Below are 15,913 nucleotides of genomic sequence, written 5' to 3'. Positions count from 1 at the left end.
GGGGAAAACCATGGAAAACACCGGAAGAATCCACTCCTTCCAGTCCCTGGGGGCGGTAGACGGCCCTGGCCTTCGCTATGTGGTCTTTTTGCAGGGCTGTCCCCTGCGCTGCCAGTACTGCCACAACCCCGACACCTGGGATCCCGCCGGCGGCACCCCCTATACCCCCACCCAGGTGGCAGAGCAGATCGCCCGGTACCGGCCCTACCTCAAGCGTGGCGGGGTGACGGTCAGCGGGGGGGAACCCCTTGCCCAGCCGGAATTTGTAGCGGAACTGTTCCGCCTACTTCACAGCATGGGCCTCCACACCGCTCTGGACACCAGCGGCGCAGGCAACCTGCAAAAGGCACGGGAGGTACTGCTCCACACCGATTTGGTCCTCTGCGACATCAAATTTCTCTCAGAGGAGGCATACCGTCAGCGGTGCCATGGCAGCTACCAACATACCCTTGATTTCTTGAACTTGGTCCAGGAGATGGAGATCCCCCTCTGGGTGCGCCACGTGGTGGTGCCCGGCCTCACCGATTCCCCAGAGCACATCCGGGAGCTGGCCGCCAAGGCCGGAGAATACCCCAACCTGGAAAAGCTGGAGCTTCTCCCCTTCCGCAAGCTCTGCCTGACCAAGTACCAGGAGCTGGGCATTCCCTTCCCTTTGGCGGATGTCCCCGAAATGTCCCCTCAAGGAATGGGGCCTCTCTTGGCCATTGCAGAAAGCTGCGGCAAGTGCCGATCCATTCCCCTGTAACCCCTTTTTCTGTGTCAAAACCCGGGCGGAGAACCTAAATTTCCTCGCCCGGGTTTCTTTATTCGGGACAATCCGGCAAAATTCTGCAAAAAGCCCTGCAAAATCCCTCTAGATTTTGGCAGTTCGCCCTGCTCCCTTTGCTTCAAAGTGTGCTATAATAGATACAATTCTACTCTATATGATTTTCCATCCAGATAGATCCCTACATCAGATGCAAAGGAGCGTAACTTATGGCGTTTTATTTTGAAGAGCCCTCCCACACCTTTAGCGAGTATCTGTTGGTGCCCGGCTATTCCTCCGCCGCGTGCATCCCTGCCAATGTCAGCCTGAAAACCCCACTAGTCAAGTTCAAAAAGGGGGAGGAACCCGCCATCTCCATCAACATCCCCATGGTGTCCGCCATCATGCAGTCGGTCTCCGACGACAGAATGGCCGTCGCCTTGGCCCGGGAAGGCGGCATGTCCTTTATCTACGGCTCCCAGTCCATTGAAAGCGAAGCCGCTATGGTGGCCCGGGCCAAGTCCTACAAGGCCGGGTTTGTGGTCAGCGACTCCAACATCAAGCCCGACCAGACCCTGGCCGATGTGCTGGAACTTCTGCAGAAGACCGGCCACTCCACCATGGCCGTCACCGAGGACGGCACTGCCACCGGCAAACTGCTGGGCGTTGTCACCAGCCGGGATTACCGGGTCAGCCGGATGGACACCTCCACCAAGGTCAGCGAGTTTATGACTGGGATGGACCACCTGGTCTACGCCGGCCCCGCCACCACCTTGAAGGAAGCCAACGACATCATCTGGGACCACAAGCTCAACAGCCTGCCCATCGTGGACGACAACGGCCACCTGATGTATATGGTCTTCCGCAAGGACTATGACTCCCACAAGGAGAACCCTTTGGAACTGCTGGACAGCCACAAGCGCTACATGGTGGGCGCGGGCATCAACACCCGCGACTATGAGGAGCGGGTCCCCGCCCTGGTGGAAGCCGGCGCTGACGTGTTGTGCATCGACTCCTCCGAGGGTTTCTCCGAATGGCAGAAACGCACCTTGGACTTTATCCGCGGCAAATACGGCGACACCGTCAAGGTGGGTGCAGGCAATGTGGTGGACCGGGAAGGGTTCCGCTTCCTTGCCGAAGCCGGGGCTGACTTCATCAAGGTCGGCATCGGCGGCGGCTCCATCTGCATCACCCGGGAACAGAAGGGCATCGGCCGCGGACAGGCCACCGCCCTCATCGACGTGGCCAAGGCCCGGGATGAGTATTTTGAAGAGACCGGCATCTACGTTCCCATCTGCTCCGACGGCGGCATCGTCTACGACTATCACATGACCCTGGCCCTTGCCATGGGCGCAGACTTCCTGATGCTGGGCCGCTACTTCGCCCGGTTTGACGAGAGCCCCACCGAGAAGGTCAACATCAACGGCAGCATTATGAAGGAGTATTGGGGCGAGGGCTCTGCCCGTGCCCGCAACTGGCAGCGGTACGACATGGGCGGCGCGGCCAAGCTTTCCTTTGTGGAGGGTGTGGATTCCTATGTTCCTTATGCCGGCAGCCTGCGGGATAATGTGGCCGTCAGCCTGAGCAAGGTTCGTTCCACCATGTGCAATTGCGGCGCCCTCACCATCCCCGAGCTGCAGCAGAACGCCAAGCTCACCTTGGTTTCCGCTACCAGCATTGTGGAAGGCGGCGCCCACGACGTGGTGCTCAAGGACAACGACCGCTCCAACTTCCCCAAATAACCAAAGTTCCCATCTGAATGAAAAGCCCCCGGCTTTAAGCCGGGGGCTTTTGTTATGGAACGCGTCATTTATTTCTCTTCCTGGGGCGGCACGGTTTTTAGCTGGAACCAGAATGTGCTGCCGCCCGGCGTGGATTCCACCCCATATCTCCCGCCGTGGAGTTCCAGCACCGATTTGACGATGGAGAGGCCCAATCCAGTTCCGGTCACTGCCCGCTTGTGGGTTTTATCCACCTTGTAGTACCGGTCCCAGATATAAGGCAGGTTCTCCGGGGAGACCCCTTCACCGGTGTCCCGCACCCGAACGGTGACCCACTCCCCCGCCGCCGATTGTTCCACATAGATTTTTTTATCTTCACCGGTGTAGTTGATGGCATTGGTCAGCAGGTTGTAAAACACCTGGTGAATCCAGGTTTGATCCGCATGGACCCACACCGGCTGGTCATAAGAAAACTCCAGGGAATAGCCATCTTTGCGGAGCAGCTCGTTCATCCGCAGCACCGCCCCCGATAGGGAATCGGTCAGGTTATAATCGGTTAAGTTGACGCTCTGCATCCCCGACTGGAGCTTGGAGAGGTCGAGGACATCATTGACCAAAGTAGAAAGCCGCTGGGCTTCATCGATGATGATTTGGGCGTTTTCCGGGGTGTTTTCATCGGGCAGATCCCGCATCACCTCGGCGTAGCCGCTGATCAGGGTCAGCGGGGTGCGCAAATCATGGGAGATGTTGGCGATCAGCTCCTGCCGAAGCCCGTCCACTTTGGAAAGCTCCTGGGCCGCATAGTTGAGGGTGGTGGAAAGCTCGTTGATCTCCCGGTAACCGCTGCCGGAAAAGTGGACGTCATAATCCCCTGTGGCCAATTCCTTGGCCGAGCGGTTGATAGCCTCAATGGGGCTGGACACCCATTTGGAGATCACCAAGGCCAAGAGGGTGGCAAACAGCAGCATAAACCCGGCGATGTAATAAAACTGGGTTCGCAGGGTGGCCACGGTGGCATCCACCGGCGATACCAAGGCATTGATCATAATAAATACCAATTCCCCATTCTGGTCCTCCATGACCTTGGAAAAGATGATGGTCTGCTGGGGGGAGTGTTCCACCTTGGGGAACGGCCCTTTGAACTTCCCAGTGTCAAAATTTGGGAGGCGGAAGCTGTCATAGTTGTAATACCCCAACAGCTCTCCGCCGTTTTCCAGGGTTTTTTGGAAAAGCCCAAACCGTTCCTCGTTGGGCATCCGGTGGATGAGGCAACCTCGCAGCGCGTCGGAGGAGACCCTTTTCTCCCCATTCTGCCATCGGATGTCCACACAGACCTCGTTGCCGAAGGAAATCTGCTCTACCAATTCCTGGAGATGCTCATTGTCTATGTTCTGCACAATGGAGTTGGCGCTCTTTTTCACCGTGCTGATTTTGATGTGTTTGTAAAAGCTGTCCAGAAAGACCACCTGGAACAGCCAGAGCAGCACCAGCAAGATGGTGCAGAAGCTGATGAGCACTGCAAAGATCTTCCATTTGATGCTGGTGTTGTCAAACCGCTTTTTGATTGCCGCAATACCCATACCCGTCCCCTTCTCTATCAGCCTTCAAACCGGTACCCCACACCCCGCAGAGTGACAATCCGGTCGCTGTAATTGCCCAGGCTTTTGCGCAGAAGCTTGATGTGGGTGTCCAAGGTGCGGGCATCGCCGTAGAAGTCATACCCCCACACCTCGCAGATCAGCTTCTCCCGGGTCAAGGCAATGCCCCGGTTTTTCACCAGGTAGAAAATCAGGTCGTATTCCTTGGGGGACATCTCCACATTTTCCCCATCAATCAACACCTTGCGGGCGGTGAAATCCACCAGCAGGCCGCCGGTTTTATAGACCTCATGGCGGTCTTGATCCCCACCGCGGCCGGATCGCTTCATGATGGCATCCACCCGCATCATCAGCTCCTTGGGGGAAAAGGGTTTGACCACATAGTCGTCCACCCCCAGCTCAAAGCCGTGGATTTTGTCGTATTCCTCCCCCCGGGCGGAGAGCATGATCACCGGGGTGGAGGCGGTCTTGCGGATCTCCTTGACGGCGGAGAAACCGTCCAGTTCCGGCATCATAATATCCATAATGATCAAGTCAAAATCCTTTTTCCGGCAAAGTTCCACCGCTTCTAGGCCATTGGACGCCTCAGATACGGCATGCCCTTCAAACTGGGCGTATTTTTGAATCAGAGTGCGGATGCGTTCCTCGTCATCCACCACCAAAATCTGGTACATAATCCATCACCTTTCCTCGGGCAATTGTTAGCGGTTTTCACAGTCACCCTTAGTATAATACAAAAAGGATAAATTGAAAATGTGTTTTTTGAGTGAATACAGATTGACCGCTATTCGAAAACAAATCGGCTCTTTCCGGAAATAGGAAGCCTCTTTGCCATTGGTTAGTCCCTAAATTGGGAAATCGATGGGAAATTGTCTAATATTTACATATAAATGCTGGTAAAAACTGTTTTAGTTGACATTTTGGGCAGTTAGTGGTATCGTTTAGACAGTTAACATTCCGGTCATAACCGATTCACATTTGCAACGCGCCAAGCGGAATACAGCAGGAGGTCATTTGTTTATGCATTACGATTTCGAAACGCTGGTCAACCGAACCGGTACTGGTTCCTCCAAGTGGGAGGGGATGAAAAAACACAACCCCAATATTGAGCGGGACATCGTCCCCCTGTCGGTGGCGGACATGGAGCTGAAAAACGCGCCGGAAATCATCGAGGGGCTTCAGGATTACCTGGGCGATGCCATCCTGGGCTATACCACCGAGACCGAAGGATATCTGGCTTCGGTGACCTCTTGGATGGAACGCCGTCACAACTGGAAGGTGGATCCCCAGTGGATTGTCACCGCTCCCGGCGTGGTGCCGGCCCTGGGCTACGCGGTCCAGGCGTTCACCAAACCCGGCGATGGGGTCATCATCAACCGCCCCGTCTACTACCCCTTCAGCATGGTAGTGGGGATGACCGGCCGCAAGGTGGTCAACAACCCGCTAATCCACGACGAGGAGAAGCGCAGCTATACCTTTGACCTAGAAGACCTGCGCCAAAAGGCCGCAGACCCTGCCAACACTCTGATGATCCTTTGCAGCCCCCACAACCCGGTGGGCCGGGTCTGGACCCGGGAGGAACTGACCGAGGTGGGCCGCATCTGCCAGGAGAACAATGTCATCCTGGTGGTGGATGAAATCCATCAGGATTTTGTGATGCCTGGCCACAAACACACCGTTTTGGCCTCCATCTGCCCCGAGTTTGCCCAGAACACCATCACCTGCACTGCCCCCAGCAAAACCTTTAACCTGGCCGGCATGCAGACCTCCAACATCATCATCCCCAACGCTGAATTGCGGGAAAAATTTGCTTCTGCCCGCCTGGCCAACGCGGTGATGTCCCTGAACATCCTGGGCTACAAAGCCTGCGAAATCGCCTACAATAAATGTGAAAACTGGTTGGACCAGCTGCTCTCCCTCATCCACCTCAACGCCAAAACAGTGGAGGCCTTTGTGGAGAAGAAGCTGCCTCAACTCAAGGTGTATCCCCTGGAAGGCACCTATCTTCTTTGGGTGGATTGCCGCGGCTTGGGCATGTACGGCAAGGACCTGGAAAACTTTATGAAGGATGAAGCCAAGCTCTTCCTGGATGAAGGTATCCTCTTTGGCGAGGAAGGGGACGGCTTTGAGCGGATCAACCTGGCCTGCCCCACCAAAGTGTTGGTGGAAGCCCTGGAGCGGCTGAAAGCCGCTGTGGACGCCCTCAACGCCCGGGGTGGATTCCAAAGCAAAAAGCGCAAAGCCGGCGACAAGATGCCCGACTTTGTGGTAGACACCCCCTTCCGCTCCGGCGTCTCCCTCCGGAAGCTGACCGGCGGCCGCCCCACCGCCATCCTCTTTTTGCGGTACTATGGCTGCACCCTGTGCCAGTATGACATCCATCAGCTGAAGGTGCAGTATGAGAAGATCGCCTCTCAGGGGGCAAAAGCCCTGGTAGTGCTCCAATCCGACCCTGCGGGGATGGCTCAGCAGCTCCAGCCGGGGGATCTGCCCTTCGAAATCGTCTGTGATCCACAGCAAAAGCTGTATGGGGAACTGGACATCCGCCCCGCCAAGGATAAGATGGAACTGGCCGGCGGCGACGCCCTGGGCAAGATCGCCAAGGTCAAGGAGGAAGGATTCCAGCACGGCGCCTATGAGGGGGAAGAATTGCAGCTTCCCGCCTGCTTTGTGGTGGACGGGAACCTGACCATCACCTATGCCCACTATGGCAAAAATGCGGCTGACATCCCCACCGTGGAAGAACTGGCCCAGCTGGTAAAAGAATAATCGAATCCGTTTGCATCCGGTAGAAATTTCCATGGCCCAGCGAACGGGACTGGGAAATAAAATACATACCGTCGGCGGGAGGGCTAAGTTAGCCCTCCCGCTTTTTGCGCCCCCAGCCGGAGGGAACCCGTTTTATCCCTATGGATCGCCTCTCTATTTACAATACAATTCGTAATAATTTTTACAAATTATCCTATTTATACTTATGAATTCCACCGTTATAGAAAACGCAGCCTTTCCCCACATCCGCGTAGGAAAAGGCCGCAAGGCCATCGATATAACCGGCCCATGCCTTTCCGAGAGTTGGGAAGGGCCGGGGAGGATGCCCTCCGCTACAGAGCCGGGATATCGGTCCTGCGGTTGGCGCTGATGATCATAAGGCAGTTCCTTTGGTGGGGATGGTGAAACGAGAGGTGTCCACCCCTTCCCTCTCCAGCAGCTGAATCTTTTTCCCGATGCCTCCGGCATAACCGGTCAAGCTCCCGCTGGTGCCCACCACTCGGTGACAGGGGATGATAATGGAGATGGGGTTACGGCCCACTGCACTGCCCACCGCCTGAGGTGACATGCTCGGCCTCTTTTGGATGGCCGCTATTTTTCTGGCAAGCTCTCCATAAGTAGTTACCGACCCATAGGGGATTTCACAGAGCAGCTTCCAAACTTCCTGCTGGAACCTGCTGCCTTCAGGAGCCAAAGGGAGATCGTCAATCTTCGGCTTCTCCCCCGCAAAATACCGGTCCAGCCACCTTTTCGCGGCCTGGAGCACCGGCGGCTCCTCTTGAAGGGGCATCTTCCCCTTGAGGGTGCTGGCAAAGTACTTCTGCCCCTCCAACCACAAACCGGTGAGATTTTGGCCGTCACTGGCCAAGGTGATCATACCGAGGGGAGAGGGATATTGGGCTGTATATACCATGTCGATTTCCTCCTTCATTGAGAGCATATGGCCGGTCCGGATACACTTTCTGGCACTGCTCCAGCAGATTCATAAATATTCTTCTTTCTGATCACTGATTGTAACTTTCCGCAATATCGATGAAATGGACATACACCCCGCAGACCTTGTCCTGGGCGTCATAGCCGAAATAAACCGGATAGACCCCATCGCCCCAGCCGGAGGCAAAGATGGGGAGGTCACAGTCCGTCTCCGGCACTGTCCAGTTGAGCCAGTCACCGCCCTCTCTCTGGTACATAGGGTTCATCTGGAAATTTTTCTCCAACAAATCACAGAACAAGTCGTTATAGGGGTCGATGTCCTCATCCTTCCCCAGGCGCTTGGCCCAATATACCAGGAAGGCTTCCCGGGTCTGGATGTCCGCAATACAGCCCATACCGGCATCCACGCCGAAACCGAAGAAATCGCCGTCCTCTAGTTCTTCCTCCAAGTCCTCATTGCCCACCATGCCCAGCTCGTACCGGACTGGCTTCTGGTCGCTGACAGCTACTTTGACACAGGCGTAGCGGTCGCCGTATTGTTCGCTGGGCACCACGCAGATCTGCACCGAGTAAGTCCCGGCGGGGATGGTCTGGAGATAGGGCCGGGCGTCCTCCAGCTCCACCAGAGGGTCGCAGGCAAAGACCGTCCCGGTGGGGAAATGGACTGTGCCGATGTCCAGTACATCCACCGCCATGCTGCCAATGCCCTTTTCTGTGAAATAGGCATCCAGGTCGATTTTACAGGCTAGTTTGCCTTGGATGGATTCATATTTATTCAGCCATTCTGTTGCAGGCATTTCATTCTCTCCTTTCGGTTCCAGCTTCACCCGGATGATGGGCCGGTAAAAGTCATAGTTGCCATTCAGTTCGTTTTCCTCCTGCACTTCCGGCTTGCAGTGTGGAGAACAGGGCAGGAAACCGAGGAACGGCCCCAGCCCGCCGCAGATATTGCACCCGCCGTCGCCGCCGCAGGTGGTGAGCCGGTCGGCGTTCACGACTTCCCGCATATAGGGGTCGTAGGCGATGGACAGGCCGAAGAAGTTGGGCTCCTCCATGTCGTAAGGCCTGTTCTCGTCCTCATCCATATCCTCAAACCAGCGCAGACGCATAGAGTAGTCTAACCCATCCCCCCAAGGAAACAGGGTGCGGCACCCACCACCGCACAGGTAGGCCCATTCATCCGGTGTAGGAAGGGAAAAGCCCTGTTTTTGCAGCCAGCTTTGAAAGTCCGGATAGTCCACCTCGTGATAGAGGCTTGCCTGCCAGCTGTCGCTATCCCGCTCGAAGCGGGCACGGCCTGCCAACGTCAGACTGTCCCTGCCAGTCGAAGCGAATTGGCGGAAATCTTCCAGCCATTCTGGGCGCAGCCGTGGGTCTTCCAGCTTGACCGGCTCCCAGTTGATCTCCTCCAGCTCCCGCCCCACCAGCATGGGGCTGATAGACACCTGCCGGACGGGAGCCATGCTTTCTCCAATGAATTCTGCCGGGTCCTGCTCCAATTCCCATTCCTGAAACAGGTACTCCAATTCCTCCCGGCTCTCCCGGTTCAGTCCTACGGCAAACTGTTCCCAGCCCAAGGTGACAGTATCGCCGGGGACAAAGACGAACTCCCGGCCATCTTTTTTGAACATGCCGGTGGTGCAGCTTTGGCCCCAGCGGTCAAAGTGCTCCATCCGCACAAAATCCAGGCGATACTGCGCTGCCAGCTGCTCCATGAGCGACTGTTTTTTCTCGGGTGAGAGTTGGCCGAACTGGAGGCGGAGCAGAGGGCTGCCTGTGTCATGGGAGCTGTTTGCGCCATTCTGCTTTGGTTCTTCCCCTGGGAGGAAGAAGGGCAGGTTTGGATAAGTTTCTTGATACTCCCGCCAGGGCTCCAGTTTGCGGGGCTTACCCGCTGTCCGCAGAAAGCCCCAGAAGTCGGTGGGGTAGCGGAACACCGGCCCTACGCCGCCCCGCCGGGTGACGATGACCACCGCACCATCGGTGAGCACTCCGATGTGCTGCATCTTTTCGCCGCCGAACATCCCCGGACGGATGCGGAGCACCTCACGGGTGGTCATATTGATGAGCTGGGCAAAGTCGTCGGAGAGGAGCTCGCCGTTTCCCTGTACCAGCAGCCAGTCCTCGGTAAACCAGCGAAGTTTCAGCCCCTCGCCCATGCCGGGCAGAGCGGTGATGCGGCAGCGCCCGGTGTCCATGTCCAGTTCCAGCAGACATTCCTCGATCCGCCCTTTTCCGCTGACGCTGTGAATCATGTAGATGCGGCCTGTGCCGGGAACAGGGACCGCTTCGGAGAGATGGTCGTATCCGTACAGAGGGAAGGGATGTTCGGTCACCTGACCGTCCGCCCAGCGGTAAATGCGCCCTTTGTACCACTCATTGGAGAAGTAGACCCGGCCCAGCCCGTCGGCTGTAATGCCGCAATGGTATTTGCTGCTCCATCCATCTTCTGGCAGAGTCCAATTTTTTACATCCTGACAGGTACCCCGGTCGGTCAGTTCAATCCGTGTGGCGTTGGTGGGATCACCCACCCAGAGCGAATGGCCAGCCCAGCAGAGGGTCCGGGGCGGTCCGTCATACCCAATGGGGGAGGGCTCAAAAAAGTTTAGGGTATTGGGATTTTTGCATAGCAAGACCTTTCCAATCAGTCCGCTTGCAGAGGCCCCTGAGGCGGCATACACCCCGGTTTTATCCGAATAGGAGATGCACCCGAAATGGTATAGGCTTTTGGAGCGGGTCACCTTCGGCGGGCGGCAGCGCAGATCCGCCACACAGCCATAGTTCCATTCCTCGGAATGACTGCTTTTCCACTCCCCCGCCGCAAAATCCCCCGACAGAGAGTTGAAGAAATAGTCGTATTCATCTTCCAGGATGTATTCCTCGCAGGGCATCAGCGCCCCGGGATCCTGCTCCTTGGCGTGGTCTCCCCATTTTCGCCCCGGCTGTTTCATCAGGCGGCAATATTGCCCCTGCTTTTTGCAGTAATGTTCCCAGTCGCTGCGTTCTTCTTCTGGAATCAGGGTAAACAGATACTCGTCCTCATCGTCCAGGTTATACAGGGCCCAGCCGAAGGCGGACAGTTCCTGTCCCAGCGCCGCCGCCCCTTTTTCGTGGGGCAGTCTCATATACTGGACGCCGACGGCATCAAAGCGTTCATCGAGCAGCGCCGGGACCTGTGCGCCCCATTTTCTCCGAAGCTCTTCCAGGGTGTCCTGAACCGCCCCGTCATAGTTTAAAATATCCAGCGCATCCGCTGTGATTTTCATGAAGTCCAACATGAAACACCTCACTTCAAATAATCAAAAAGCCCTGCGCTGAACTGTCACAAAGACAGATTGACACAGAGCGTGAAAAGGCCGCACAGAACCAGCGGCCAGTTACAAAGAACCGGCCCTTTTCGATGATTGTGAGTATTTGATTGCTTTGTGCCCTTATGGGGTACTCAGGTTATCTCTGTTCATCTTTTTTCACCTAATTGGTTCCTTCTTTCGCCCGCTGTATCTCATCCAGCGGGGCATTGATCTGGAACTCGCTCCCGCTAAGGATTTTATAAACAGATTTGCTTATGGGATTTAGCTCAGATCATTGGTATTCTTTGCATTATTCAGATAGCAGAGGCTATCTGATTTTTTATTGCCATGGTGTTGCCATGATATAGAGGTATTATACAGTCCTAGGGACCGAAATAGGACGGGGTGAACTCCCGCCAACCCAAGGCCAAACTTGCATAGGACTGCCCCCGCTGCAAACGGCGTTGAAAGATAGCTTGATAGGCGTGGCCGGGAGAGGTGATCTTGCTATCTCACTCCAATGCCCGCTCAGGCAGGTTTGCCTTGTGGGGGTTTGGGACTACGAGCCCATAGAGGCGGTAGCAGACATCCACCAGGACCGTGACGAACAGACGAACAGCTGGTAGTTATTTCCACTTTTGATAGAAGTACTCTTTCGGATCGGTCCACCGTAATTGGTTGCATAGGAATGGTACTGGATGGAGCGACACAGCTCCACCTTTTGCGGAATCACCCATACATCCGGGCCCCATAGTACCGACTCGAATAGACCCTTCACCGCCGAATAGGTGGGAGCTGGATAGCTTGTGGGGCTATCGCCCGTGTCCGGTCTCGACCAGAGAGCCGTTGGGCCGGCTATCTCCATTTGGATGGGATAGGAGTTTGGCAAGTGGCATCACACTCCTTATTTATTGATTTTATTGTAGAATAAACAACAAAAAAATCAAGTGATTCAGGAAAATTTTTGAGTTGTAAGTAGTAGATATATAGGGTATACTTTTTTCATCGTCTTCGATTCAGGGGGCGTGGATTGAAACATTGAGTTTATCATGTTGAAGAAGGAATCTCCACTCCGGTTTTGATTTGGAGTGGGGATTCTCTTTCTTTTTACTATTTTTAATACCTCGTTCTCCACAAAGGGTACCAAAACGGCGTCTCCATTACCCGCATAAAACTCTGTTTCTGCATAAATGAAATACCTTTCTTTGTTGCGTTTCATAAATGCCTCCTCACTCTCTACTGCCACTTTTTCTCGGTTTCGCAACCAAAAATCTGACGGTCTATTTGATGCGCTATATTATCTAAGCTTATTGGCTTAGTGTTCTTATGATACTATACATATAAGCTTAGTTCAAGTGTTTTGAAAGAAATATTATTAAATAAATTTGCTTAGATTATCTTGACAAAACTAAGCAAATATGCTATGTTTCAAATAAGGACAATCATAGATTGGAGTTGATGATATGGCGATTGGTGAACGAATTCACTTTTTCCGTCTCCTTCGGGGGATGACACAAAAATATCTCGGCATGGCGCTAGGCTTCCCGGAAAAGTCTGCTGATGTGCGCCTTGCACAATATGAAACAGGATCAAGAACCCCAAAGGCAGACCTGACCGCCGCCTTGGCTGAGGTGCTGGATGTCTCACCCCATGCGCTCTCTGTCCCGGACATAGACTCCTATGTAGGGCTCATGCACACCTTGTTTACTCTGGAGGACAACTACGGTCTGAAGGTCACAGAGCAGGACGGCGAGCTTTCCTTGCAGGTGGATTTGCGCAAAAACAAGGATGCTGCCCGACTGCACGAGATGCTCTGGACCTGGCGGGAACAGTCCGCCAAGTTGGAGGCCGGAGAGATCACACAGAAGGACTACGACCGCTGGCGCTACCACTACCCGGAGTTTGATAAAGCTCAAACCTATGTGAAGGTGCCGCCCCAGGATCTCTTTTGATCCTCTCACTTGTAGGCCATGAATGGTAGAGAGGCAGCCGTCTTGGGATAAATATGAAGCAGCCATCCTATTAGAAGGGCTTCTTACCTCTATGAAAGGCGAACTCACACGCTCGGACGCAATTAAGGCAGTATCTCGTGACTTAAGGGTAATGGCACTTCATCGAGGTATGGAAGTTGATGAAGTGTACCGCAATACAAATGGTATTTCATTTCAAATGAAAAGCATGGAGTCAGCGTATCTCGGTCGCACAGTTTTCAAACCAGCCACCAAACTTTTTGCAGATGTTGCAGGTTTGTATCATGAATCCTATGATGAGTACCAAAAATTACTGAAGGAGGCAAGGGCAATGATAAGCAATAGAAAAACCGTTGAAGACGACTTCATGCGGTATCTTGCTGAACGAGTGTCTCCTACACAGCTGTCGGAGTTTTATAGATGTTATTCTGAAATAGAAACTTTTTGTCTGAAAATAAAAGTCCTACAGAATCCACTGTTCGAGACAACAGATTTTGAAACCATAAAAAAAGTGCGACGCACCATTGAACAGAACAAAATCTTCAGAATAACCCGTAGACGGCAAATAAATAAGATTGTTGATGCGGGACAGCATTACTATAACTACATAAAAGAAGGTCTTTACGCTCGCATTACTGATGGAAAAACCGTTGAAGATCGTAGCACCATCGATTATGAAATGTCGAATCAAAGCCCGCCCGATGTAGAGATGGCCGAGGTAGAATCTCCTATTACTGCATACACAAAAACCGAGCAAGACGAAAGGTTGTTGCAAAAACACCCTGCTGTATATAATCAAATCTATAACGCACTGAAAGCCTCTCCCGAAAGTCAGCGAGTCACAATTCGAGAGATATGTGAGGCCATTAACCATACTGCTCGTCCCGCTATTGTTGAGGAGATTCTCGATAATGTGAGCTGGGCATCAAATATTGGAGATTCCTACATCATCATACAACTCTGTCAGCGATACAGTATGCAGATAATCTGGACTGTTCATCTTACGCATTTGTCGGAGCCAAACTTCCATTTCCTCCATTTCAACTCTTTCATGGTTGCCATCCTGCTGATTATCTGTTAAAATGGTTTCGTTACATAGTGGTGGCTGTCCTCCGTCTGCGCCAACAGACGGGATTAGGGCAGTCATCTTTTCTTTTTTCTCATTGGTCATAAAACTCCTCCTTTTTCGCATCGGTAATCTGGATTAACTGCTCCATCAGTGCTCTGCATTCTAATAGCAAATCAACCGTTTCTTCTGGGACTTTTACTCCATTCAGAATATCTTTCAGCCGACGCACCTCCAGACTCAGCCGGTCGCTTTCAAATTTACCAACCCGGATACTAATGTGCTGTTCCAGCATGGAACGAATCATGAACTCATTTTTAGGAAGTCCTGTTATCTTGATTCGCTCCTCCATCTGACGGTATTCCTCCGGTGTCAAGCGAAAACTTACTGTTTTATTTCGTGTTCTGTTGTGGTCTTGATACAGACTCATTTTTCTTCCATCTCCTTTTTTCCGTTATGAAACTGATCCAGCTGCTCCGCCAGACGCTCCTGTTTGTCTGGATACAGATGGGAATAGGTGTTCAGTGTGGTTTCGATATTCTCATGTCCCAGGCGTTCTGCAATCTCTTTTGGAGAAACTCCCATCTCAATCAGAAGTCTGGTATGGCTATGACGAAGTGAATGGATATGAATTTTTTTCATTCCGCTGAGCTTCATTCCTCGCTGCATCTCCTTTTCCAGAAAAGTCTTTGCTACTGGAATCACCCGATCCTCTGGTTGTGGAGCATAGAGACTTTCTTTGTAGTCCCGAATGTCATCTGCCAAAAATTGAGGAATATTGACTCTGCGGTTGCTTTTTGGGGTTTTAGGTGGTGTAATGACATCTTTACCTTTCAAGCGTTGATAGGACTTGCTGATGGTGATGACCTTTCCGTCCAAGTCCACGTCTCCGAAGGTAAGAGCCAACAGCTCACCAATCCGGATTCCTGTCCAGAAAAGAATTTGAAACGCCAGCCAGGAAATCCGTTTATCCATCAGACAGTCAACAAACTGCTGAAACTCATCTTTTGTCCAGATTTCCATCTCATCTGCCTTGGCTTTCCCCATGCTGCCAGCCTTGCGACAGGGATTGTCTTTCAGCTCATAATATTTGACTGCATAGTTGAAGATGGCTGAAAGTTGATTGTTGATGGACTTAAGATAAGTTGGCTTGTACCCCTGCTGAATCAATTGGTTCTGCCAGACCCGGATATCAGCCGCTGTAATCTCGTTGATACGCTTTTCTCCAAAGTATGGAATCAGCTTATCCCGTATCACATACATCTTGTTGATCATGGTGTGCTCACAGAGTCGATGTTTCATATCTTCTGCGTAGAGCTCGGTAAAATCCTTGAATTTCATGTCACAGCTCTGGCTCTGCTTCATCAAGAAATCCCGGTACCATTCCTCTGCCTCTCGCTTGGTTTTGAATCCTCGTTTGGTGGACTTGCGATTCTTGCCTGTCCAATCCTTATAACGGTATTGGATCAGACATTTCCCAGTTTTGGGGTCTTTCTCTGTGGTCATCAGGCACTCGCCCCCTCTCCCAGACCATAGCAGCGCTCTTCCAAGTACTTTCGGGGGATTCTGCCTGAGAAGGTCAGATACCCCTTCTGTGCCAGTTCATCATTCAGCCTGTGAATCACCTTGTAAGCGTGTCCTGTGGAGATGTTCAGCATCTCTGCCAGTTCCTTGGCTGTGATAAAGCTTTGTTCTTTCATTATGGTATCCTCCTTTTTATTCATTGTAGCTTGATCGCTACATTCATTATAACGTAGCGAATTCGCTACGTCAACCCATTTTTGATAATTTTCAGTAATTTTGTAGCTTATTCGCTCTATC

Annotated in this window: 14 protein-coding genes; 5 read left to right on the top strand and 9 right to left on the bottom strand. The window is 52.9% G+C overall.

What is annotated here, in order from left to right; all coding sequences use genetic code 11:
* Nucleotides 1–10 precede the first annotated feature (10 nt).
* Nucleotides 11–745 carry a pyruvate formate-lyase-activating protein gene (gene pflA / locus BQ5353_RS09225; RefSeq protein ID WP_054331744.1) on the top strand — a complete coding sequence of 245 codons (735 nt, stop codon included), beginning with the start codon at nucleotides 11–13 and terminating at the stop codon, nucleotides 743–745.
* 230 nt (nucleotides 746–975) lie between these two features.
* Complete coding sequence (locus BQ5353_RS09220) at nucleotides 976–2,487, top strand: IMP dehydrogenase (RefSeq protein ID WP_054331743.1); 1,512 nt, start codon at nucleotides 976–978, stop codon at nucleotides 2,485–2,487.
* 68 nt (nucleotides 2,488–2,555) lie between these two features.
* On the opposite strand, the gene BQ5353_RS09215 is transcribed toward BQ5353_RS09220, so the two are convergent.
* Together BQ5353_RS09215 and BQ5353_RS09210 are read right to left on the bottom strand one after the other, a co-directional pair.
* Nucleotides 2,556–4,046, bottom strand: coding sequence for a sensor histidine kinase (locus BQ5353_RS09215; RefSeq protein ID WP_083386466.1), 1,491 nt, complete (start codon nucleotides 4,044–4,046; stop codon nucleotides 2,556–2,558).
* 17 nt (nucleotides 4,047–4,063) lie between these two features.
* On the bottom strand, nucleotides 4,064–4,738 hold the full coding sequence (locus tag BQ5353_RS09210; RefSeq protein WP_071427971.1) for a response regulator transcription factor: 675 nt from the start codon (nucleotides 4,736–4,738) through the stop codon (nucleotides 4,064–4,066).
* A gap of 346 nt (nucleotides 4,739–5,084) precedes the next feature.
* Here BQ5353_RS09210 and BQ5353_RS09205 point away from each other — a divergent pair, with 346 nt between their 5' ends.
* Entirely contained in the window at nucleotides 5,085–6,833 is a 1,749-nt protein-coding gene (locus tag BQ5353_RS09205; protein WP_071427969.1) for a PatB family C-S lyase, read from the top strand.
* Nucleotides 6,834–7,206: 373 nt separating this feature from the next.
* Here the strand turns inward: BQ5353_RS09205 and BQ5353_RS09200 are convergent, their stop codons facing one another.
* From BQ5353_RS09200 to BQ5353_RS09185, 4 genes are all read right to left on the bottom strand, one after another.
* Nucleotides 7,207–7,746: a methylated-DNA--[protein]-cysteine S-methyltransferase gene (locus BQ5353_RS09200; protein WP_054331742.1), complete on the bottom strand. Its 540-nt coding sequence runs from the start codon at nucleotides 7,744–7,746 to the stop codon at nucleotides 7,207–7,209.
* A 91-nt stretch (nucleotides 7,747–7,837) separates the two neighbouring features.
* On the bottom strand, nucleotides 7,838–11,044 hold the full coding sequence (locus BQ5353_RS13325) for a DUF4241 domain-containing protein (RefSeq protein ID WP_233424506.1): 3,207 nt from the start codon (nucleotides 11,042–11,044) through the stop codon (nucleotides 7,838–7,840).
* A 571-nt stretch (nucleotides 11,045–11,615) separates the two neighbouring features.
* Entirely contained in the window at nucleotides 11,616–11,921 is a 306-nt protein-coding gene (locus tag BQ5353_RS13320) for a CRISPR-associated protein Cas5 (protein WP_231358219.1), read from the bottom strand.
* 87 nt (nucleotides 11,922–12,008) lie between these two features.
* Nucleotides 12,009–12,275, bottom strand: coding sequence for a hypothetical protein (locus BQ5353_RS09185; RefSeq protein ID WP_071427967.1), 267 nt, complete (start codon nucleotides 12,273–12,275; stop codon nucleotides 12,009–12,011).
* Between the two features lie 244 nt (nucleotides 12,276–12,519).
* Here BQ5353_RS09185 and BQ5353_RS09180 point away from each other — a divergent pair, with 244 nt between their 5' ends.
* The gene (locus tag BQ5353_RS09180; protein WP_054331740.1) at nucleotides 12,520–13,008 is read left to right on the top strand and encodes a helix-turn-helix domain-containing protein; all 489 of its coding nucleotides are present in this window, start codon (nucleotides 12,520–12,522) and stop codon (nucleotides 13,006–13,008) included.
* Nucleotides 13,009–13,030: 22 nt separating this feature from the next.
* Nucleotides 13,031–14,107, top strand: coding sequence for a hypothetical protein (locus BQ5353_RS09175; RefSeq protein WP_054331739.1), 1,077 nt, complete (start codon nucleotides 13,031–13,033; stop codon nucleotides 14,105–14,107).
* Nucleotides 14,108–14,186: 79 nt separating this feature from the next.
* On the opposite strand, the gene BQ5353_RS09170 is transcribed toward BQ5353_RS09175, so the two are convergent.
* Genes BQ5353_RS09170 through BQ5353_RS09160 form a run of 3 tightly spaced genes read right to left on the bottom strand, consistent with a single transcriptional unit; the run spans nucleotide 14,187 to nucleotide 15,792 of the window.
* Entirely contained in the window at nucleotides 14,187–14,522 is a 336-nt protein-coding gene (locus BQ5353_RS09170; RefSeq protein WP_054331738.1) for a plasmid mobilization protein, read from the bottom strand.
* Nucleotides 14,519–15,598: a site-specific integrase gene (locus tag BQ5353_RS09165; RefSeq protein WP_071427965.1), complete on the bottom strand. Its 1,080-nt coding sequence runs from the start codon at nucleotides 15,596–15,598 to the stop codon at nucleotides 14,519–14,521. Before BQ5353_RS09165 ends, BQ5353_RS09170 begins: the two co-directional genes overlap by 4 nt.
* Entirely contained in the window at nucleotides 15,598–15,792 is a 195-nt protein-coding gene (locus BQ5353_RS09160) for an HTH domain-containing protein (protein ID WP_054331737.1), read from the bottom strand. The genes BQ5353_RS09165 and BQ5353_RS09160 overlap by 1 nt, the downstream gene beginning before the upstream one ends.
* Between the last annotated feature and the right edge of the window lie 121 nt (nucleotides 15,793–15,913).

The organism is Merdimmobilis hominis (genome assembly GCF_900104615.1).
In the GTDB taxonomy this organism is placed as follows: Bacteria; Bacillota; Clostridia; order Oscillospirales; family Ruminococcaceae; genus Merdimmobilis; species Merdimmobilis hominis.
This window is presented reverse-complemented; position numbering and strand designations above follow the sequence as displayed.